The organism is Actinoplanes campanulatus, assembly GCF_014647795.1.
Classification (GTDB): Bacteria; Actinomycetota; Actinomycetes; order Mycobacteriales; family Micromonosporaceae; genus Actinoplanes; species Actinoplanes campanulatus.
In genome coordinates this window covers 17,660-37,989 of sequence record NZ_BMPW01000003.1, presented here as the reverse complement: position 1 = coordinate 37,989, position 20,330 = coordinate 17,660, and the positions used below count along the sequence as shown (strand labels likewise).

Below are 20,330 nucleotides of genomic sequence, written 5' to 3'. Positions count from 1 at the left end.
CTCGGTGTGGACCTATACACACGGATCGGTGAGGGACCGGCGGTCACGGCCGCCGTCGACGCGCTCTATCGGGTGATTCTCGGCGACCACCGCCTGTCCGGCTATTTCGCCGCGACCGACGTGCCGCGCCTCAAGGAACACATGGTCGCGCTGCTCAGCCAGGTGCTCGGCGGTCCACAGGACTACAGCGGGCGCGATCTGCGCGGCGCGCACTTCGGCCTGGGCATCACCCCGGCGGACTACGACCTGGTCGGCGCCTACCTGCTCGGCGTCCTGGCCGGCCAGGGCGTCGACGACGAGGTCCTAGCAGCGGTCCGCGGCGTCCTCACCTCCGTCGCCGACGACGTCGTCGGCTGACCCGGACCCCACACCTCACGGCAGCGTCCTGAAAACCTTCGTGGTCGAGGTCCGCGTTCCACTTCCGGCTCTTTTTCCGGTACGCGTGACCTCGCCCCGCCTCATCACGACCGTCCCGTCCGGTCGACGCGATCTCGCTGCCCGCTCCAGCCTGTGCCGCCCCCGCCGGGCGGAGATCGGTGCCCGGGCAGGCCCGGGCAGTCGTCGCCGCCGTGCCTGCCGCCGGTCGCGGTGATCGGTGTGTGGGCGGGTCCGGCCAGTCGTCGCCGCGCCTGCCGCTGCTCGCGGTGCGCGGGGGCGGGCCGAGCTGGTCGTCACCGGCTCGTCTGGTGCCGGTCCGGCCGGGGCGACGGGCTCGCCGGCCGGCTTCCGGTCACGCTGGTCGGGCGCTCACGATCCCGCCGGTGTGCTCGGGCGCCGCGGCGAAGAGGCGGTCCAGGTGGGTGTCGAGGATCCCGCGCGCCTGCTCCGGCGTGTACTGCCCGCCCAGCAGGTAGACGCCCAGCCCCTCCATGAGGGCGAGCAGTCCGGCCGCCGCGTTCTCGGGATCGGGGCACGGCAGCAGCCCGGCGATGAAGCCGACCATCTGCTCGGTCTCCTCGCGCAGGGCCGCGGACGCCGGTGGTCGCACGGCCGTATACGCCAGGAACGCCAAGGTGACCCGCCCGTCGGCACGGGTCACCTCGTCCAGGGGAAGCAGCGTCCCGATGATCGTTTGCAGCAGGTCACGCGGCGACGGCGCGGTGCCCAGATGGGTGACGGCGTCGGTAACCCGTATCTGGTTACGCTCCCGAACCACATCCAGCGCGAAGGTCATCATCTCGTCCTTGGTGCGGAAGTAGTGCTGAACCATCCCGGCGGAGACGCCCGCCTCGGCCGCGACGTGGCGCAGGCTGACCGCTTCGAGGCCCTGCTCGGCGGCGACCCGCATGAGCGCGTCGGCGATCTGGGTACGGCGCTTCTGACGGTCGACCTTCTTGGGCATGGCGTCGATGCTGTCACAACGCGGTGGTCACGGTCCCGGCCGCACCGTCCACGGTGACCACCTGCCCATCAGCGATCAGCCGGGTCGCACCGGGAACGCTGATGACAGCCGGCATCCCGTACTCCCGGGCGACGGTGGGCCCATGCGCCATGATCGCCCCCGTCTCGGTGACCAGGGCGGCCGCGGTGAGGAACAGTGGCGTCCACCCGGGATCGGTGGTAGCCACCACGAGGATCTCCCCAGGCTCGACCCGGGCCGTGCCCGGATCATGGATGATCCGGGCACGGCCGGTCACCCTGCCTGCCGAGGCGCCAACCCCACGAAGTACGCCCAAAGCCGCCACCCCGTCCGATCCGCGCTCCCACCCGAACGGCGTGCCCCCGTCCGATCCGTGTTCCCGCTCGAGCGGCGCGTTCCGGTCTGATCCGTGTTCCGGGTTGGTCAGCGTGCCCTTGTCCGCGTCGCCTTCCTGCCTGGTTGGCGTGGCCCTGGTCGTGTCGCCTTCCTGCCTGGTCAGCGTGGCCTTGGTCGTGTCGCCTTCCTGGCCGGACGGCGGCTCTCTGTCGGAAAAGTGTCGGTTCGCGGCGAGCGCTGCCTCGACATCCGTGCCGTCGGACAGCAGAACCGGTGGCACGTGTCGCCGCAGGCACTCGGCCTGGTACCAGGCTTTTCGGGCGGCGACGACCGCCGGTAGATCCGCGATGCCGGCGTCGGTCGTCAGGCTCGTCTCACCCGGGGAACCGGATGGGGAACCGGTGTGCCGGCCCGCTGGGTCCGGCACCGATTCGGCCGCGGCCCGCGCTGCGGCTGCCGCTTCGCCGGGGGTCAGGAACATGATGTCGGCGGGCTCGGCGAGGCGGCCTGCCGCGACGAGTCGCGCTCCGGTCTCCAGGAGGCGACGGCGGTCGGCGGCAAGACGGTACAGGCCGGCGAACTTGCCGGACTCCCGCAGACCGGCCAACTCGCGTGCTCGCCGTAACAGGAACACCGCCAGCGCTCCACGGACCGGGCGGCGTCGCCGAGCGCGGACGGCCAGGTCGGCGAGCGCGGCCTCGGCACGCTCGGCAGCGCGCGCGAAACGGCGATCGGGTGCCTGATCCAGGTCGGCCAGGCGCAGGTAGTTGGCGATCGCCGCGAACACCGGAGCCGGATCCTCGGACCAGCGTGGAACACCGAGATCAGCCTCCGCGGCGGCCCGATGACCGTAACGGTCCAGGAAGGCGCCCAGCCCGATGTCTGGCAGCCCGCCGCTCAGGTAGAGCCCGGCGAGGTCCGTAGGTGGGGTGCCGAGCAGCAGATCGGCGTGATCGCGGGCGGCATCGGCGAGCCGCCACAACGCCAGGTCCATCTCGATGGTCACGTTGTGCGGCAGCCCGCCGAGGACCGTGTGGATCTCATCGTCGGTGACGACGCCGTCGAGCAACCGCCCAGGCAGCGCGGATGCGAGCATCCCGGCGACGATCGGCCAGGTCAGATCATCGGAATCCGATGCCCCGGATGAGTTCGTTGAAGCCGGAGACCCTGTTGAGGCCGGGGACCCTGTTGAGGCCGAGGACGCCGATGACGCCGGGGACCTGACGAAGCCGGGGGACCTTGTTGAGGCCGGGGACTTTGTTGACGCCGGGGACCCTGTTGAGGCCGGTGATGCCGACGAGGTCGAAGGCGTTGGCGAAGTCGGCGAATGGATTGAAGTCGGCAACCCCGATTTGTCGTCGCCACTCGCTATGGCGGCCCTGACGTGACCGTCTTCCTGGACCGCACCGTCCTCACCGGCGAGGCGGGCCACGGCCTCAGCCACGCGGGCACGGGCCGCGGCGGGGCGGGCGAGCGCGCGGATGATGCCGGTGAGTGCCCGGAACGCGGTGGCCGGGGAGCCTGCGGACCGGGTCGAACCGCCCTTGACGGGCGCGAACCGGGGATCGGTCAGCACGTGTTCCATGGCTGCCTGGGCTCGCGGGCCGAAGTCCACCGCCATGAGCTTGACCAGGCGGTTACGGGTTGCCGGGTGGCGGGCCAGGTCGGTGAGGTCGCCGTAGAGGCGGCCGCCGATGTCCACGATCTCCGCCCGGACACCGAGCGAGGCGAGCATCGCGCTGATCACGTCCTTCAGCGTCGCCATCCCCATCGGGGTGACCGGCCGCAACATGCCCTGCACGTGACCGAACTCCACATAGACGCGCGGATCGTCACTCGCCGGCGGTGCGGGGAAGAGGGTTGTGATCGGCCGGGACTGGAGGACCCACAGGGTGCCGGCGGGATCGATCGCCCATTCGACGTCCTGCGGGGAACCCCGGTGTCGCTGCAGCCGCTCGCCGAGGGCCCACAGCTCCGGCATCGCGGCGCCGTCGGCCAGGATCCGGCGGCTCACCGGGCCGCACCCGTCGACCACCGAGGTGCCCGGGCCGGCGGCGGACTCCACCATCATCTCGGTGCGGCGGCCGGTGACCGGATTCGCCGTGAAGAGGACACCGGCCGTCTCCGCCTGGACCATCCGTTGCACCACGACGGCCATCCGCACGGTGTCGTGCCCGACGCCGCGGGCATCGCGGTAGGCCCTCGCCCGCTCACCGTGCAGCGACTCCCAGCACTCGGCGATCGCGGCGAGCACCGCCTCGGGCCCGGTGACGTCGAGGACGGTGAGATGCTGGCCGGCGAAGCTCGCGCCGGCCAGGTCCTCGGCCGTCGCGCTGGACCGGACCGCCACCGGACCGCCGCCGAGCGCCTCGTAGGCGGCGCGCACCTCGGTCTCGGGGAGCGCACCGCGCCGGTGGGCTTCAGTGGTGACACAGAACCCGTCGGGCACCCGCTCGCCGAGCCGGATCAGCTCGCCGAGCCCGGTCGCCTTGCCGCCGGCGAGCGCGATGTCGGCGGCGGAAACCTGGGAGAGCGGGACGACGAGCATGACGGACCCCCCGATGCGATACGACTGTATTGCCATTGACCTTACCCGCGTTCACGATACGATCGCAATGGAAAAGGGGGGCATGATGGCGGCCATGGATCACAGGGACGTCGACGACGCGGTGGCCGAGATGATGCGGGTCCTGCGGCCGGTTCAGGAGCGTGACTGGGAGGTGCGGGCCGGCCCGCTGGAGTGGACCTGCCGCGAGACGGCGGCCCATGTGGCACACGACCTGGCGGCGTATGCGGGTCAGATCTCCGGCCGGGAGCCCGCGGCCTACCTGCCGTTCGACCTGGTCGTCAAGCCGGCGGCCGTGGCCCGTGAGGTCTTGAGCGTGGTGGTCGCGTGCGGCGCCATGCTGAGTGCGGCGCTCCGTGTCGCCGGGCCGGACGCGCGCGCCTGGCATTGGGGGCCGACCGACACGACCGGGTTCGCGGCCCTCGGCGTCGACGAGACCCTGGTGCACACGTGGGACATCGCCCAGGGCCTCGGTCTCGACTGGACACCGCCACCGGCGATGTGCGCCGGCGTGCTCGCGCGCCTCTTCCCGGAGGCTCCGCCCGGTGATCCGGCCCAGGTGCTGCTCTGGTGCACCGGCCGCGTGGACCTGCCGGACCGCCCACGCCGACCATCGTCCTGGAAGCTGCGCGCGGCCCTGAGCTGACCGTCCGGCGCTGAAAAGAAGGGCCGACCTGCCCGGGCGCTGGAAAGAAGGGCCGACCTGCCCGGGCGCTGGAAAGAAGGGCCGGGCCGTTCGGTACCGGGAGAGCGCTCGGCGTGGCATGGGATCTCGCTGCGGAAGGCGCGGCCGTGCGAGACCGGATCGACCGCCCGGAAGGGCCGATCCGGCCGGAGCCCGATCAACGGGGGCGGTCGAATTCCCCGCCTGCCACGCCCGCGATGAAGGCGGCGAACGATTCCCGGTCGAAGCTCAGCACCGCACCCTCCGGATTCTTGGAGTCCCGCACCAGGATCCGCTCGGGTATCGGCGCGACCTCGACACAGGCTCCACTGCTGCTGTACGAGCTCTTGCGCCAGCGCGGCGCACCGGAAAGACCGTCCATGGTCCACTCACCCCATCTAACGTGACCGGGCATGAGCCCCTTGACCCACGCCAAGAGCAGCTTATAGCGCAAATTGCCACAATTCTGACTCTGCGTGCACTTTGCACCTGGTCTAAGGTGGGAGCGTGGTGTCCAGAGGGGAGGAGCCATGGGTGGGCCGACGCCCGGCCCGGCGATCGCCCGGGCCCTCCTGTCCAAGGACCTGCGCACGCTGCGTGACGACCGCTCCGCATCCGACGTCGCCCGTGCCATGCACTGGTCACTGTCCAAGCTGAACCGGATCGAGAACGGCAAGGTCACCATCGGCCCGGTGGAGGTCGAGGCCCTGGCCCGGCACTACGGCGTGGACGACGCGGAGGAGCTGCGCCGCCTGGTGCGACTCTCGGTCACCTCACGGCAGCGGATGTGGTGGCGCGACGAGCACTTCGCCGAGGATTTCACGAATTTCATCGCCTTCGAGCACGACGCCTCCCACCTGTACGGCTACCAGGCCACCTTCATCCCACCACTGCTGCAGATCCCGGAGTACGCGCTGGCCGTCACTTCCTCGGTGCTGCGCCGCCCCACCCGCGACCGCCAGGTCCGCAACATCGTCGACGTCCGGCTCAAACGGCAGGAGTCGCTGTGGCAGCGGCTCGACGGCGACTTCCCGCCGAGCCTCAGCCAGGTCGTCGACGAGGCCGTCCTGCTGCGCCCGGTCGGCGGCGGTGACGTGATGACCGCCCAGCTCGACCATCTGGCCGCGATGGCGAAGCGGCCCGGCATCCGGATCGTGGTCCTGCCGTTGCGGCTCGGCGTCCATCCGGGTCTGGGCGGCACGTTCGAGCTGCTCACCTTCACCGAGGACGACGACCTGGACGTGGTCTTCATCGAGACCCCGGCCAGCGATTTCCTGCTCACCGACCGGGAGGACACCGCCACCTTCCGCGAGATCACCACCGAGCTGCTGGACACCGACCCGTCCGGCGACAGCCTGCACCGCGCGCTCACCGCGGCGAAGGCGACGCTGCGTTCCTGATCCTGTCCGTCAGGACCCGGTGAACGGCGTCGATGGAGGGCTGAGCGATGGTCACCGGGCTGGTGCTGGACGACGCGGGTTTCGAGATCCTGGCCGAGGGCCGGCGGATCGGCCCGCGCCGGAGGCTCACGGACGACGACGGGGCGCTGCTGCGCGCTCTCGCCGACCGCTACGTGCAGGCGGTCCACGCGCACGCCGGCGACGCGACCTTCGTCGCGCTGGGCCGCGACCTCTACGCGTGGCTGGACGGCGATCAGGCCCAGCTCAGCGACCTGCTCACCCAGGTGCGTGCGCCGGCCACCTTCGAGGTACGCGCTCCGAAGGACCCGCCCGACCAGGTCTGGGCCGTGTTGCGGGCGCCGTTCGAGGTACTGGCCCGGCCACAGGGCGGATTCCTGGCCGAGGACGCGCTGATCCGTTTCGAGGTGGTGCGCCGCCTGGGCCGCGCCGAGACCCCACCGGCCCTGGACGACCACCGCCTGGGCCTGATGTTCATGGCGTCGTCCCCCCGCGGTCAGTTCGAGCTGGATTTCGAGGCCGAGGAGACGGCCATCCTGGACGCGGTCGGCGACACCCGCGTCGACCTGGTCGTCGAGGACACCGGCGACCCCGAGCAGCTGGGTCACCGGCTGGCCGACCTGGGCGGCATGCCGGTGGTCCACCTCTCCTGCCACGGCGTCAACAACTGGCGTGCGAGTGCGGACGCCCCCGGCGTACCGGTGCTGATGATGGAGGACGAGGTCGGCGACGGCCGTCCCACCTCGGCGCCGGAGCTGGTCCGTCTCTTCTCCACCCTGCCCCGCCTGGTCTTCGTCTCCGCCTGCCTCACCGCGACCGGCGCCGACGCCCGCGGCCACCTGCCCGCCGGGGAGGGTCGCCGCGACCTGGTCCTCGAGCCGGACGACGCGACCGCGGTGATCGCCCATTCGATGTCCACCGGTCTGATCACCGCCGGCATCCCCGCGGTGATCGGCTGGGACGGCTCGGTCACCGACGTGGCCGCCACCCTGTTCGCCGAGGAGCTCTACCGCCGCCTGGGCGCCCGCGCCGATCTGGCGGTCGCCGTCGGCGACGCGCGCCGCGCGCTTCTCGCCCAAACCCATGCGGAGGTACGGGCTGACTGGCACCTGGCCCGCATCTGGCTCGGCCCCACGGGCGGCGGCCCGGTCGTCGCCGGGAAGCGCAAACGCACCCTGGTGTCGGCCGACCACGGCACGAAGACGTTCCTGGACAAGAAGAAGCAGCACGTCCCGGTGGCCGCCCCCGGCATGTTCGTGGGCCGCCGCCGTGAGTTGCGGCGTTCCCTGCTGACGCTGCGCGACACCGACCGCGCCGGCGTTCTGCTGCACGGCCAGGGCCGCCTGGGCAAGTCCAGCCTGGCCGCCCGCATCGCCGACCGCCTCAACGACCGCGCCGTGGCCGTCGTCTTCGGCGACTACACGGCCTTGGGCGTCCTCGACGCGATCGCCGCCGCCGTCACCACCAACCGCGACGCCCGCGAGCTGATCGAACGCCGGCTCCCCGGGGTCCGCGACCGTCCCGAAACCCTGGAAGCGCTGCTGATCGACCTGGTCAGCGGCCCGTGCGCCCAATCCGGCACGGGCCAGCGCCCCCTGCTGCTGATCGTCGACGACCTGGAGCAGATCCTCGAAGCCCACCCCACCGGCGACCACCGGATTTCCGCCGCCCACGCCCCGGTCATCGCCGCGATCCTGCGTGCCTTCGACCCGGATGAGACCGACAGCCGTCTGCTCTTCACGAGCCGCTTCCGCTTCGCCGTGAACGGCCTGGAGACCCGCCTCGAACCGATCCAGTTGGAGCCGCTGTCGGAGGCCTCCCAGCGCAAACTCTCCACCCGCCAGAAGGCCCTGACCACGGACGATCTCCGCGCCTCCCGCAAGGACCTGGCCCGCCGCGCGGTGGAGGTGAGCCACGGCAACCCGGGCCTCCAGGACCTGATCGCCCTCCGCCTGGTCTACAGCGACGAGGTCGACGAGTCCCGCGCCGAGAACGTCGTGGCCGGCATGGAGTCCTACCTCTCCCAGGGCGACCTGCCCTCCGACACCGAGGTCCGCGGCTTCCTGGAGAACCTGGCCCTGGATTCCCTGATCGACCTGGCCGGTTCCGACAACATCGCCCTGGTTCGGGCTCTCACACTGTTCGACCTTCCGATCCCGGAGCCGGTCTTGGAGGTCTTGGCGTCCCGGACCGGTGGAGCCCCGGACCGGCTTCGCGCGCTGGGATTGGTCGACGTCTTCGCCGACGTCTATCGACCCGATCAGCCCGCCAGCGCCGCCAACAGCTTGACCGCCGGCCGGCTCGCCCCGCTCACCGAGAAGGAGCGGGCGGAAACGGCGACCGTGGCGGCATCGCCGCTGCACAGCGCCTGGGGCGGCGTCGCTGGACGCCGCTATCGGGATCCGGTGCTGGCGTTGCAGCTGACCCGGCTCGGCCTGCTCGCTGACGATCCGGTGATCGTTGCGGCCAATGCGTCCTACGGCGTGGTGGAGCTTCGAACCGGCCGGGCCTCGGATGCCCTCGACCTGGGACAGGAAGCCGTTGCGCTGCTGGACCGGTGTGCGATGCCGGTCCCCGTGTCGCTGCTGCGGCATGTGGCCGACGCGGCGCTGGCCGGCGGCCATGGCGACATCGGCGACGCATTGCTTGAGCGGGCGGCGGCGAATGGAGACGGCGCCGAGGAGGCGTCGTCCGATGAGGACCGTCTCGAGGATGCCCGGGTTCTCGTTGAACAGGCTCGCCGTTTGTTGGCCCGTGGTGAGCTGGACCGTGCGGAACGTTCAGCGCAACAGGCCTTCCAGCTCTTCACCACCGCGGGCTCCGAGCATGAGGCCGCCATCAGTCAGGGTGTCATCGCCGATTCCCGGTACCGGAGAGGGGAGTACAACGAGGCGTTGCGGATTCGGCGTGAGGTTGAGCTGCCGGTTTACGAACGCCTCGGCGAGACCCGGCAGATCGCGGTCACCTGGGCGGAAATTGCCGACGTCCTGTTCCAGCAGAGGGAATTCGACGAGGCGTTGCGGATTCGGCGTGAGGTCGCGTTGCCGGTCTTCGAGCGCCTCGGTGAGACCCGGGAGATCGCCATGATCTGGGGCCGGATAGCTGATGTCCTCTATCAGCAGAACAAATTCGACGAGGCGTTGCGGATCCGGCGGGAAATTCAGTTGCCGGTTTCCGAGCGTCTCGGAGAGAGCCGGGAGGTCGCGATCATCTGGGGCAAGATCGCCGACATCCTCCTGGAGCGCGCGGAGTTCGACGAGGCGTTGCGGATCCGGCGGGAGGTTCAGTTGCCGGTGCTCGAGGGACTCGGCGAGACCCGGGAGATCGCGTTGGTGTGGAGCGGAATCGCGGACGTGCTGTCCGAACTCGGTGATCACACGGAAGCTCTGCGGATCCGCCGGGAGGTTGAACTGCCGGTCTACCAGCGGATCGGGGACCTGAACTCGACTGCCGTGACATGGGAGGAGATCGCTCAGATTCTCGAGCAACGAGGTGAGTGGGAGGAGGCATTGCGGATTCGGCGTGAGATCCGCATGCCGATTCTCGACCGGCTCGGGGATGTTCGTGCCGCGGCGGATACCTTGTCCAAAATCGCGGACACTCTGTATGAGCATGGCGAGCTGGACGAGGCCATGCGGATCCGGCAGGACATCGAGTTGCCCATGCGGGAAAGCATCGATGATCCGCTGGGGATCGCCGTCATCGATATGGCGGTGGCGCGGATGGCCCTGAAACGGGGGAACCCTCGGTCCGCCCGGGACCGCCTGACGAAAGCGTTCCTGACTTTCGACCGTTTCGGGCATTCGGGCGGTGTCGCCTACATCGGGACCTTGCTGGCGCGGATGGTTGCGCGGGACGACCCGGAGAACGCACGGGTGCTGCTGCGAAAGAGCCTTGCCGCCGCGATCGAGATCGGTGCCGTGGAGCTGGAAGGGGAGATCAGGGGCCTCCTGGCGGAGATCGCCTCCTGAGGGAAGGACGGGTCGTTTCAAAGCGGGTCTTGTCGGGCATTGGTCGGGGGAGGGCAACCGATCAAGGAGGCTGACGATGAGCATCGCCGACAAGGCCAAGAACAAGGCTGAGGAGATGGCCGGCAAGGCGAAGCAGGGCATCGGCGAGGCGACCGACAACGAGCGCCTCTACGCCGAGGGCGAGGCCCAGGTGACGGCGGCGAAGGCCAAGCAGGCCGGCGAGCATGTCAAGGACGCGGGCCGCGACGTCCGGGACGCCCTCAGCTAGGGCGAACAGAGAAGGAAAGGGAGGCACCGAGGTGCCTCCCTTTTCCTCGTGTTTTGACCATCGGGGGGATTCGTGGTGGTCGAGGCCTAGCGGAATGGGGAGGACCCTGTCCATGATCTGAGTTCTCACACAAAGATCATCAATGGGCAGGGTCCTCGATGAGGAGCGTAACGGCTACCGGTACCGGTGACAGCGAGCTGGGCCGGATCTTGTTGGATTCTTGGCGGCGGGAGCTGTGCGAGGGAGTCCTGACCTCCCGGTCGAGGACGTTGTTCACGCTGGTCGACGGGCTGGCCGCGGATCAGGGACGGTGTGGCTGCCCGGCGCATCTGTCGCTGGGTACCGTGACCGGGCACGCTGCGGCGTACCGGGCGTTACGCGACGGCACGGTCGACACCACCCGGGCGTTACGGGCGGCGTGCCGCATCGCCGCGCGGTCCGGCCTGCCCCGGGTGTACGCCGTCGACACCACCGCGTGGCCCCGGCCGCACGCAGCCACCAGCCCGGATCGGCAGCCGCAGTACACCCCGGGCGGCCCGCGCGGCACGGCGCTGATCAAGACCGGGTGGCGGTATCAGCACGTCGTCCGGCTGACCCTGACCCCGGACTCCTGGGTCGTGCCGGTCCTGGCCGACCGGGTCGCCTCCGACGACGACCTGGTGGAGGTCACCGTGGACCACATCGCCCGGGTCTGCGCGGCCGACGGCGCCCGCATGACAGACCGGTCACTGTTCCTGCTGGACTCCGGCTACCCCGCGGCCCGGATCACCTACCTGCTGCGCGAGCGCGGGATTCCCGCGGATGTCCTGGTCAGGCTGGCGACCTCGCAGACCATGTGGACCAGACCCGAACGCCGGGCCGCTCACCCGCTCGGCGGCCGTCCCCGCCGGCACGGGTTCCAGCTGGCCTTGCGCGAACCGGACCTGCCCCCGGACGCCGGTGTCAGCGGCCCGGTCGGCATCTACGGCACGGTCACCGTCCGGGCCTGGCACCACGTCCACCCGAAACTCACCCGCGCCAGCCGCGGATTCACCGGCCAGTCCACCCTGCCAATCGTCGAGGGCACCGTCCTGCTCGCCCGGGTCCAGCACCTACGCCCCAGCCGCCGCGCCGGCGGCCTCGCCCTCTGGTACTCCGGCACCCGCCACGACCTGCTCACCCTCGTCATGACCTACCTGGCCCGCTACGACATCGAGCATTACTTCCGCTACCTGAAGACCACCGCCCACGCCGGCGACTTCCACCCCCAACAGCCCGACACCCTGACCACCTGGCTACGCCTGCACGCCTACGCCTACCTGCACCTATTCCTGGCCCGCACCCACCTGACCCACCACCGGCTGCCCTGGGAACCCGCCACCACCACAACCCCGACCCCCGGCCAGACCCGCCGACAGGTTTCGCCCGCTCTGCACAACGCCTGGCACCCACCAGACCACGCGAAACCCGGACACCCCGGACCCGGACGCCCCGCCGGAAGACGCCGAAAACGCCGAACCCGCTACCCAGTCATCCGCAAGAACGCCATCCACAAGGGCAAATGACCGCCCTCACCCACACCACCACGAACACACCCACACCACACCGCCAGACCACCCTGCCCCCAGAACGGTCAAAACACGAGAGGAAAAGGGAGGCACCGAGGTGCCTCCCTTTTCTCATGCCTGCTGCTGCTTGCGCCACCAGTCCTGGCCCGACTCGGGCAGCGTGTCGATCGGGTCGTAGTAGGCGTACAGCTTGGAGAGGGCCTCGCTGTCGTCGGCCTCGATCGAGGTGCGGTAGTTCTTCGTCCAGTAGGAGATGCCGTGCTCGCGGTCGTAGTCGGCGATCATGTGCACCCAGCGCTTGCCCACGAACGGCACGTCGCAGACGATCCGCGGGGTCGCGTAGCCCGGCAGGTAGCCCATCAGGTCGTGCTGGAGCTGCTGGGCGTGCCACACCGGCACCCGCCAGTGCTCCGCGTTGGGGATCATGTCGCACATGTAGAAGTAGTACGGCAGGATCCCGGCCTCGCCCTGGAGCGCGAAGCAGAGGTCGAGCAGGTCACCCACGGTGGCATTGACACCCCGCATCAGCACACCCTGGTTGCGCACGTCACGCACGCCGACTTCGAGCAGCGTACGCACGGCGCGCGCGACCAGCGGCGTCAGCGAGTTCACGTGGTTGACGTGGGTGTGCACGGCCAGGTTGACGCCGCGCCGCTCGGCCGTCACGGCGACCCGGTGCATGCCCTCGACCACGTCGTCCTGGAGCCAGTGCTGCGGCAGCCCCATGAGCGCCTTGGTGGCCAGCCGGATGTCGCGCACGGTCGGCACCGACAGCAGCCCCATGAGGTACGCCTCGAGCTGCTTCCACGGGACGTTGGCCACGTCGCCGCCGGACACCACCACGTCGCGGACCCCGGGGTGGGCCTTGAGGTAGTCGAGGTGCAGCGTGTACCGGTCGACCGGCTTGAGCGTCAGCCGCAGCTTGTCGACGGTGGGGGTGCTGTTGCCGACCAGGTCCATCCGGGTGCAGTGCCCGCAGTACTGCGGGCAGGTGGACAGCAGCTCGGCCAGCACCTTGGTCGGATAGCGGTGGGTGAGCCCCTCGGCGACCCACATGTCGTGCTCGTGCAGGGAGTCACGGGTGGCGTGCGGGTGTGACGGCCAGTCGAGGTGCCGGTCGGTGGCGACGGGCAGCATGTACCGCCGGACCGGGTCGGCGTAGAACGACGCGGTGTCCGGCGCCCGGTCCGGGACCATGGTGTTGAGCATCTGCGGCGGCAGCAGCATCGACATGGTCGCCAGGCGCTGATGGTCGTCTTCCAGGTCGGCGTAGAACGACTCGTCGACGAGATCGCCGAGCACGGCCCGCAGTTGCTTGATGTTCTTGACGCAGTTGACCCGCTGCCACTGGGCGGACTGCCACTGGGCGGCGGTCACGTCGCGCCAGCCGGGGAACCGGGTCCAGTCCGGCTCGACCAGCTCACGCCGTTGGTACTCGTACGGCTGTCCCGCCACGGTCTCTGCCACGCCAATCCCTCCCGACATTTGGACTGCTGATCAACGTACTGGAGAATCTCCGGTCTAGAAAGCGGGTACGCGAAGGATTTACGGTAGGGCCGCGATATGACAGTGTTTTTGACGTGAGAGAGGCATGGGGAGCATGAGCATCGGGTTGCGGCGGGTCATCGAGCCGGCCGGCGTGCTGCCGCAGGCCGCGTGGAAGCTGGACGCGGACCCGCGGATCGCGCCGGACGAGGTGCGCATCCGGGTCCAGCGGCTCAACCTGGACGCCGCCAGCTACCGGCAGCTCGCCCAGAAGCACGCGGGCGACGGAGCCGCCGTTCGCGCCGAGGTGCTGGAGATCGTCGGGACGCGGGGCAAGATGCACAACCCGGTGACCGGGTCGGGCGGCATGCTGATCGGCGTGGTCGACGAGGTCGGCCCGGAGTCGCCGCTGGCGGTCAAGCCGGGTGACCGTGTCGCCACGCTGGTGTCGCTGACCCTGACCCCGCTGCGGATCACCGACGGGCTGGCCGGGTGGGACGGGCTGAGCGAGCAGGTGCCGGCCGAGGGCACGGCGATCCTGTTCGGCCGTTCCGTGGTCGGGGTGCTGCCCGACGACCTGGCGCCCGAGCTGGCGCTCGCCGTCTACGACGTGTGCGGCGCCCCGGCGCTGACCGACCGGGTGGTCCGGGCGAACAGGGCGGCCACCGTGGCGGTGCTCGGCGGCGCCGGCAAGAGCGGATCCCTCACCCTTGCCGCCGCGAGGCGCGCGGGCGCCCGTACCAAAGCCGTGGTTCTGAACGAGGCCGAGCGGGACGCGCTGCGCGAAGCCGGACTCGCCGACGAGATCGCGATCGCCGACGCCCGGGACCCGGTCGCGGTGAGCGAGGCGGTCGGGGAACCCGCCGACGTCACCGTGGTCTGCGTCGACGTGCCCGGCTGTGAGCACGGCGCGATCCTGGCCACCGCGGCCGGCGGGACCGTGATCTTCTTCTCCATGGCGACCAGCTTCCCGGCCGCCGCGCTGGGCGCCGAGGGCCTGGCCGCGGACGTGACGATGCTGGTCGGGAACGGTTTCGTGCCGGGTCACGCCGATTTCGCGGTGGACCTGCTGCGCCAGGTTCCCGCGGTGCGCGCCCTCTTCGAGGCACGGATCGCGGCAGACTGACGCGCATGACTGACACACCCTCGGTTCGCTACGTCAACGGCCGCTTCTACTCGGCCGCGGAACCCCGCGCCACCGCCATGGTCACCCGGGGCGGCACGATCGCCTGGCTGGGCGACTCGGGTGACGCGCCGGCCGCCGACGTCACCGTCGACCTGGACGGCGCGCTGGTCACCCCGGCGTTCGTGGACGCGCACCTGCACGCCACCGACACCGGTCTGGCTTTCGACGGCCTGGACCTGTCGGTGGTGCGGTCGCCGGGCGAGCTGCTGGAGAAGGTGGCGGCGTTCGCGGCGACCCGCCCGGCCGGTGGGGTGGTGCACGGGCACGGCTGGGACGAGTCGACCTGGAGCGACCAGACGCCGCCGACCGCGGAGCAGCTGGACCGCGCCGCCGACGGCCGCAAGGTCTACCTGTCGCAGGCGTCGGTGCATTCGGCGCTCGCCTCGTCGTCGCTGCTGCCGGTCGCGGCCGGGGTGCACGGCTACCACGAGTCCGGCTGGGTGCGGGAGGCCGCGCACCACGCGGTGCGGGCCGTGGCGCTCGGCTCGCTGACACCGGAGCAGCGGGCCGCGGCGCAGCGCACCGCGCTGGCCCGGGCCGCGTCGATGGGCATCGCGGCGGTGCACGAGTGCGGTGGCCCGGGGACGTCCAGCGAGGCGGACTTCGCGTCGGTGCTCGCGCTCTCCGGGCAGGGCCTGCCGCAGGTGTTCGGCTACTGGGGCGAGCTGGGCGGCGCCGAGCGGGCGCGGGAGCTGGGCGCGCACGGCGCTGCCGGCGACCTGTACGCGGACGGCGCGCTCGGTTCCCGGACGGCGTCGGTGCGGTCGCCGTACCACGACGGCGACCACGGCTGCGGCGAGGCGTTCCTGACCGCCGAGCAGGCCGCCGAGCATCTGCTGGACTGCATCCGGATCGGTTTCCAGGGCGGTTTCCACGCGATCGGCGACGCCGCCATCGAGACGGTTCTGGAGGGTTTCGCGATCGCCGCGAAGAGCGTCGGCGTCGACAGGGTGCGCGAGGGGCACCACCGGGTGGAGCACGTCGAGCTGATCGACAAGGCGATGATCGCCCGGATGGTCGAGTTCGGCGTGATCGCGTCGGTCCAGCCGGTCTTCGACGCGCTGTGGGGCGGCCCGGACCGGATGTACGCGCAGCGCCTCGGCGCCGACCGGGCGCTGGCCAGCAACCCGATCGGGGCGATGCACGCGACCGGGGTGGCGCTGGCGTTCGGCTCGGACTCGCCGGTGACGGCCCTCGACCCGTGGGCCGTGGTGCTGGCCGCCGCGGCCCCGCGGAACCCGAGGTTCCGGATGAGCGTCCGGTCGGCGTTCGCGGCGAGCAGCGCGGGCGGCTGGCGGGCCGCCGCCGTGCAGAACGCGGGCGTGCTCAAGCCGGGCGCGACGGCGACGTTCGCGGCCTGGGAGACCCCGGCCGGGCTGGCCGACGGCCTCCCGGCCCTGCTGCCGGACGTCGACGGCGCCGAACCGGCCCGTCCGCTCTGCCGTCGCACGGTGCTGCACGGCGACACGATTTTCGAGAGGTAACAGGAGGCGTTTCGTTGGCCGGGAAGCTGGATCTGGATGCGACCGTGGTCGCGCGGGCAAGGGCGCTCGCCGCGCGGGCGGGGCAGCCGGTGGTCGACCTGGCACGGTCGCACACGACCGTGTCGGTGGAGCGTGCGGTGCTGCGGCTGGCCGGGGTGACCGGCGCCGACCCGGACGGCATCCCGTGGGTGAACCGGCTGGTCGACGCGGTGCGTGCGGACGTCGGGCTCGGTCACGGGGTGGCCGTGCCGGTGTTCCACGCGATGGAGACGACCGGTGTGGAGGACGTGACGGTCCTGGCGCAGAAGGCCGCGGCGGGGTCGGTGCGGTTCACCATGCCGGCCTCTCCCGGTAGGGCGCGGCAGCGGGCCAAGCGCGCCACCGCGGCCGGTCTCAGGACGATCGACCGGCGGCGGGCCGAGCGGGACCGGCTGATCAAGCGGCACGGGGACCCGAAGCAGCGCCCGTGGATCTATCTGATCGTGGCCACCGGCGACATCTACGAGGACATCCCGCAGGCCCAGGCGGCGGCGCGGGCCGGCGCCGACGTGATCGCGGTGATCCGGTCCACCGGCCAGTCGCTGCTGGACTACGTGCCGGAGGGCGCCACCCGCGAGGGGTTCGCCGGCACCTACGCCACGCAGGAGAACTTCCGGCTGATGCGGGCCGCCCTGGACGAGACGTCGAAGGAGGTCGGCCGGTACGTGCGGCTGACCAACTACGCCTCCGGCCTGTGCATGCCGGAGATCGCCACGCTGGCCGGGCTGGAGCGCCTGGACATGATGCTCAACGACTCGATGTACGGCATCCTGTTCCGCGACATCAACCCGATTCGCACCTTCGTCGACCAGCGGTTCTCCCGGCAGATCCACGCCCGCGCCGGGATCATCATCAACACCGGCGAGGACAACTACCTGACCACCGCCGACGCCGTCGAGGCCGCGCACACGGTGACGGTGTCGCAGCTGATGAACGAGTACTTCGCCCACGAGGCCGGCCTGGCGGACTGGCAACTCGGGTTGGGGCACGCTTTCGAGATAAATCCGGATCTGCCGGAATCGTTCCGCCTGGAGCTGGCGCACGCGCTGCTCGCCCGTGAGCTGTTCCCCGACGCGCCGCTGAAGTGGATGCCGCCGACCAAGCACATGACCGGGGACGTGTTCCGCGGCAACCTGCTCGACGGCTTCTTCAACCTGGCCGGGGCGCTCACCGGACAGGGCATCCTGCTGGTCGGCATGATGACCGAGGCGGTCGTCACGCCCTGGCTGTCCGACCGCGACATCGCCCTGCAGAACGTCCGGTACGTCCTCAACGGCGCCGGGAACCTGCACGAGGACTTCACCCCCGGGCCGTTCATCCGCGGCCGCGCGAACCAGGTCCTCTCCGAGGCGATCGACCTGCTGGAGCGCATCGTCGACGACGGCATGCTCAACGCCATCGCGGACGGCACGTTCGGGATCATGAAACGGCCCGCGGACCGGGGCAAGGGCCTGGACGGCGTCGAGAAGCAGGACGAGGACTACTACAACCCGGTCGCGGAGGCGCTGTGATCATCCGGCCCTATGGGGACACCACCGGCGACGGCATGGTGCAGATCTCCTTCACCCTGCCGATCCCGCACGACAAACGCGCCGAGGGCGCCGCCCTCCAGCTGGCCGGCAAGATGGGCATGGACCCGGCCATGCTGGTGCACGCCAAGCAGATGGGCGACGGCTACACCTTCTTCGTCGTGTACGGCAAGGTGAACCACCTCGTCGACACCGAGAAGGTCCAGGTGGTCGAGCGTGACTTCCCGCTGCTGAGCGCCAAGGAGGTCAACGCCGCGATCAAACGGCGGCTGCGGCGGCGGCTCAACGTGGTCGGCGCCTGCATCGGCACCGACGCGCACACCGTCGGCATCGACGCCATCCTCAACCTCAAGGGCATCGCCGGCGAGAAGGGCCTGGAGTACTACTCCGAGCTGTCGGTCACCAACATGGGCGCCCAGGTGTCGGTGCCCGACCTGGTGGAGACCGCCCGGGAGAAGAAGGCCGACGCGGTGCTCGTCTCCCAGGTCGTCACCCAGCGCGACGCGCACCTCCAGAACACCCGGGCCATGTCGGCGGCGTTCCGGGAGGCGCTGCCGGCCGGCAAACGGCCCCTGCTGATCGTGGGCGGTCCCCGGTTCGACGAGCTGATGACGGACGAGCTGGGCGTCGACCGGATCTTCAGCCGCGGCACCACGCCCCGCGAGGTCGCCTCCTATCTCGTTCACGCCCTCGCCGGGAGCTCGAAATGATCACCGTGACGCACCGCCGCTACGTGCCCTACGCCCACGCCCACTACGCCGGGAACCTCGTCGACGGCGCCTACTCGCTCGGCCTGTTCGGCGACGTGGCCACCGAGATCTGCATCCGGCTGGACGGCGACGAGGGGCTCTTCGCCTCCTACGACGACGTGCAGTTCAAGGCCCCGGTGCGGGCCGGCGACATGCTGGAGATCACCGGGACCGTGGTGAAGATGGGCACCCGCTCCCGGAAGATCGACTTCGAGGTACGGGTGGTCTGCCGCGGCACCGAGGGCTCCGCCGCCGCGGTGCTCGGCGAGCCGATCGTCGCCACCACGGCGACCGGCACCGTCGTCGTCCCACCGAAGTGACGACCGCGGTCTGCGTGGACGTCGGGTCCACGTACACCAAAGCCGCCAAGATCGATCTGGACGGCGCGCGACTGATCCGCCGCGCCGAGGTGCCGACCACCTCCGCGACCGACGTGCTGCACGGGCTGGATGCCGCCGTCGCCGCCGTGGGCGGCGGCGACGAGCTGCGCGTCTGCTCCTCCGCGGGCGGCGGGCTGCGGCTCGCCGTGATCGGGTACGAGGCTCTGGTCACCGCCGAGGCCGGGCACCGGGTCGGCCTGTCCGCCGGCGCGCAGGTGGTGCACGTCGCTGCCGGGCCGATGAGCGGGCCCGGTCTCACCCGGCTGCGCGCCGCCCGCCCGGACGTGCTGCTGCTGGTGGGCGGCACCGACGGCGGCGACGGCGAGGTGCTGCTGCACAACGCCCGCCGCCTGGCCGCGGCCCGGATCCGGCTCCCGGTGGTCCTGGCCGGCAACGCGGACGTACGCGACGAGGCGCTCGCCGTCCTGACCGCCCGCGGGGTGCCGGTGACCCCGGCCGCCAACGTGCTGCCGCGCATCGGCGTCCTGGACCCGCTGCCGGCCCGCGCCGCGATCCGGGACGTCTTCCTGCGTCACGTGATCGGTGGCAAACGTCTCTCCCGGGGCCGCCGGTTCGCCTCGCTGGTGCGCGCCGCCACCCCGGACGCGGTGCTCGCCGGGGTCGAGGCGCTGGCCGACCGGACCGGGTTCGGCATCCTGGTCGTCGATGTGGGCGGCGCCACCACCGACGTCTACTCGGCGCTCGTTCCCGATCCGGAGAGCGAGACCGGGCCCCGGCGGGACGTGGCCGGCACCCTGTGGCGGGCCCGCACCGTCGAGGGCGATCTGGGCGTGGCCGCCGGTGCGGACGGCACCCGGGCCGCGGCCGTGGCGGAGAAGTTGCCGGAACCGGGCGACGACCGGGATCTGGCGGCGACGGCCGCGGTGGTCGCTCTGCGCCGGCATGCGCGCGGCCGTCCGGGGTTGTGTGACGTACGTCTCCTGCTCGGCTCCGGTGGTGTGCTGCGCCACGGTGGGGGAGAGCGGGTCCTCGGCGCCGTGCTGTCCGATGTGGCCGGTGGCTGGGCGCCCCCGGACCGGGCCCGCACCGTGATCGACGAGCAGTACGTTCTGGCCGCCGCCGGTCTCCTGTCGGCCGACCATCCCGCGGTCGCCGGTGAACTCCTGAGTAACTCGATCAGGTACGAGATGTGACACGCCGGTGAATACGACACGCCGCAACGCGGGGGCCCCGGTTGACAGGGCGGCGGGTGGACGACGTACCGTCTTCTGGTCCTGTTCCACGGCGAGCGGTCATGATCCGCTCCGCTCCTCCACCCACTGGCCGCAGTCCTCGCAGGGGTCGCGCGTACAGCCAGGTCCAGGGGGCGGGGGCGCGCGGAGCGGTG

Annotated in this window: 16 protein-coding genes; 12 read left to right on the top strand and 4 right to left on the bottom strand. The window is 71.0% G+C overall.

Annotation, left to right across the window (positions count from 1 at the left end; all coding sequences use genetic code 11):
- Nucleotides 1–6: 6 nt before the first annotated feature.
- Entirely contained in the window at nt 7–357 is a 351-nt protein-coding gene (locus tag IEZ13_RS07125; protein WP_183218935.1) for a group I truncated hemoglobin, read from the top strand.
- A 373-nt stretch (nt 358–730) separates the two neighbouring features.
- On the opposite strand, the gene IEZ13_RS07120 is transcribed toward IEZ13_RS07125, so the two are convergent.
- Complete coding sequence (locus IEZ13_RS07120; protein WP_183218934.1) at nt 731–1,342, bottom strand: TetR/AcrR family transcriptional regulator; 612 nt, start codon at nt 1,340–1,342, stop codon at nt 731–733.
- Nucleotides 1,343–1,355: 13 nt separating this feature from the next.
- A complete protein-coding gene (locus IEZ13_RS07115; protein ID WP_229794522.1) occupies nt 1,356–4,244 on the bottom strand; it encodes a PEP/pyruvate-binding domain-containing protein in 2,889 nt (962 codons plus the stop codon).
- A gap of 94 nt (nt 4,245–4,338) precedes the next feature.
- Between IEZ13_RS07115 and IEZ13_RS07110 the strand changes: the two genes are divergently transcribed.
- Nucleotides 4,339–4,908: a maleylpyruvate isomerase N-terminal domain-containing protein gene (locus IEZ13_RS07110; RefSeq protein WP_183218933.1), complete on the top strand. Its 570-nt coding sequence runs from the start codon at nt 4,339–4,341 to the stop codon at nt 4,906–4,908.
- A gap of 196 nt (nt 4,909–5,104) precedes the next feature.
- Here the strand turns inward: IEZ13_RS07110 and IEZ13_RS07105 are convergent, their stop codons facing one another.
- A complete protein-coding gene (locus IEZ13_RS07105; RefSeq protein WP_183218932.1) occupies nt 5,105–5,308 on the bottom strand; it encodes a DUF397 domain-containing protein in 204 nt (67 codons plus the stop codon).
- Nucleotides 5,309–5,456: 148 nt separating this feature from the next.
- On the opposite strand from IEZ13_RS07105, the gene IEZ13_RS07100 reads away from it, so the two are divergent.
- The 4 genes from IEZ13_RS07100 to IEZ13_RS07085 all read left to right on the top strand — a co-directional run bounded on the left by IEZ13_RS07100 (nt 5,457) and on the right by IEZ13_RS07085 (nt 12,127).
- Nucleotides 5,457–6,326, top strand: coding sequence for a helix-turn-helix domain-containing protein (locus tag IEZ13_RS07100; RefSeq protein ID WP_183218931.1), 870 nt, complete (start codon nt 5,457–5,459; stop codon nt 6,324–6,326).
- Between the two features lie 47 nt (nt 6,327–6,373).
- Nucleotides 6,374–10,315, top strand: coding sequence for a CHAT domain-containing protein (locus IEZ13_RS07095; protein ID WP_183218930.1), 3,942 nt, complete (start codon nt 6,374–6,376; stop codon nt 10,313–10,315).
- A 76-nt stretch (nt 10,316–10,391) separates the two neighbouring features.
- Nucleotides 10,392–10,583, top strand: coding sequence for a CsbD family protein (locus tag IEZ13_RS07090; RefSeq protein ID WP_183218929.1), 192 nt, complete (start codon nt 10,392–10,394; stop codon nt 10,581–10,583).
- 158 nt (nt 10,584–10,741) lie between these two features.
- Entirely contained in the window at nt 10,742–12,127 is a 1,386-nt protein-coding gene (locus tag IEZ13_RS07085; RefSeq protein WP_183218928.1) for a transposase, read from the top strand.
- A 114-nt stretch (nt 12,128–12,241) separates the two neighbouring features.
- Here IEZ13_RS07085 and IEZ13_RS07080 read toward each other — a convergent pair whose 3' ends face one another.
- On the bottom strand, nt 12,242–13,615 hold the full coding sequence (locus IEZ13_RS07080; RefSeq protein ID WP_183218927.1) for a KamA family radical SAM protein: 1,374 nt from the start codon (nt 13,613–13,615) through the stop codon (nt 12,242–12,244).
- Nucleotides 13,616–13,730: 115 nt separating this feature from the next.
- On the opposite strand from IEZ13_RS07080, the gene kdd reads away from it, so the two are divergent.
- The 6 genes from kdd to IEZ13_RS07050 are packed head-to-tail and all read left to right on the top strand — an operon-like array spanning nt 13,731 to nt 20,136.
- Nucleotides 13,731–14,741, top strand: a complete 1,011-nt coding sequence (gene kdd, locus IEZ13_RS07075) for an L-erythro-3,5-diaminohexanoate dehydrogenase (protein ID WP_183218926.1) — start codon at nt 13,731–13,733, stop codon at nt 14,739–14,741.
- Nucleotides 14,742–14,746: 5 nt separating this feature from the next.
- A complete protein-coding gene (locus IEZ13_RS07070) occupies nt 14,747–16,285 on the top strand; it encodes an amidohydrolase (RefSeq protein WP_183218925.1) in 1,539 nt (512 codons plus the stop codon).
- A 14-nt stretch (nt 16,286–16,299) separates the two neighbouring features.
- Nucleotides 16,300–17,835: a lysine 5,6-aminomutase subunit alpha gene (gene kamD / locus IEZ13_RS07065; RefSeq protein WP_183218924.1), complete on the top strand. Its 1,536-nt coding sequence runs from the start codon at nt 16,300–16,302 to the stop codon at nt 17,833–17,835.
- Complete coding sequence (gene kamE, locus IEZ13_RS07060; RefSeq protein ID WP_183218923.1) at nt 17,832–18,563, top strand: lysine 5,6-aminomutase subunit beta; 732 nt, start codon at nt 17,832–17,834, stop codon at nt 18,561–18,563. The genes kamD and kamE overlap by 4 nt, the downstream gene beginning before the upstream one ends.
- Nucleotides 18,560–18,922 (top strand): 3-aminobutyryl-CoA ammonia lyase, encoded by a 363-nt coding sequence (kal, locus tag IEZ13_RS07055; protein ID WP_183218922.1) that lies wholly within the window; start codon nt 18,560–18,562, stop codon nt 18,920–18,922. The genes kamE and kal overlap by 4 nt, the downstream gene beginning before the upstream one ends.
- Nucleotides 18,919–20,136: a glutamate mutase L gene (locus tag IEZ13_RS07050; protein WP_183218921.1), complete on the top strand. Its 1,218-nt coding sequence runs from the start codon at nt 18,919–18,921 to the stop codon at nt 20,134–20,136. Before kal ends, IEZ13_RS07050 begins: the two co-directional genes overlap by 4 nt.
- Nucleotides 20,137–20,330 lie beyond the last annotated feature (194 nt).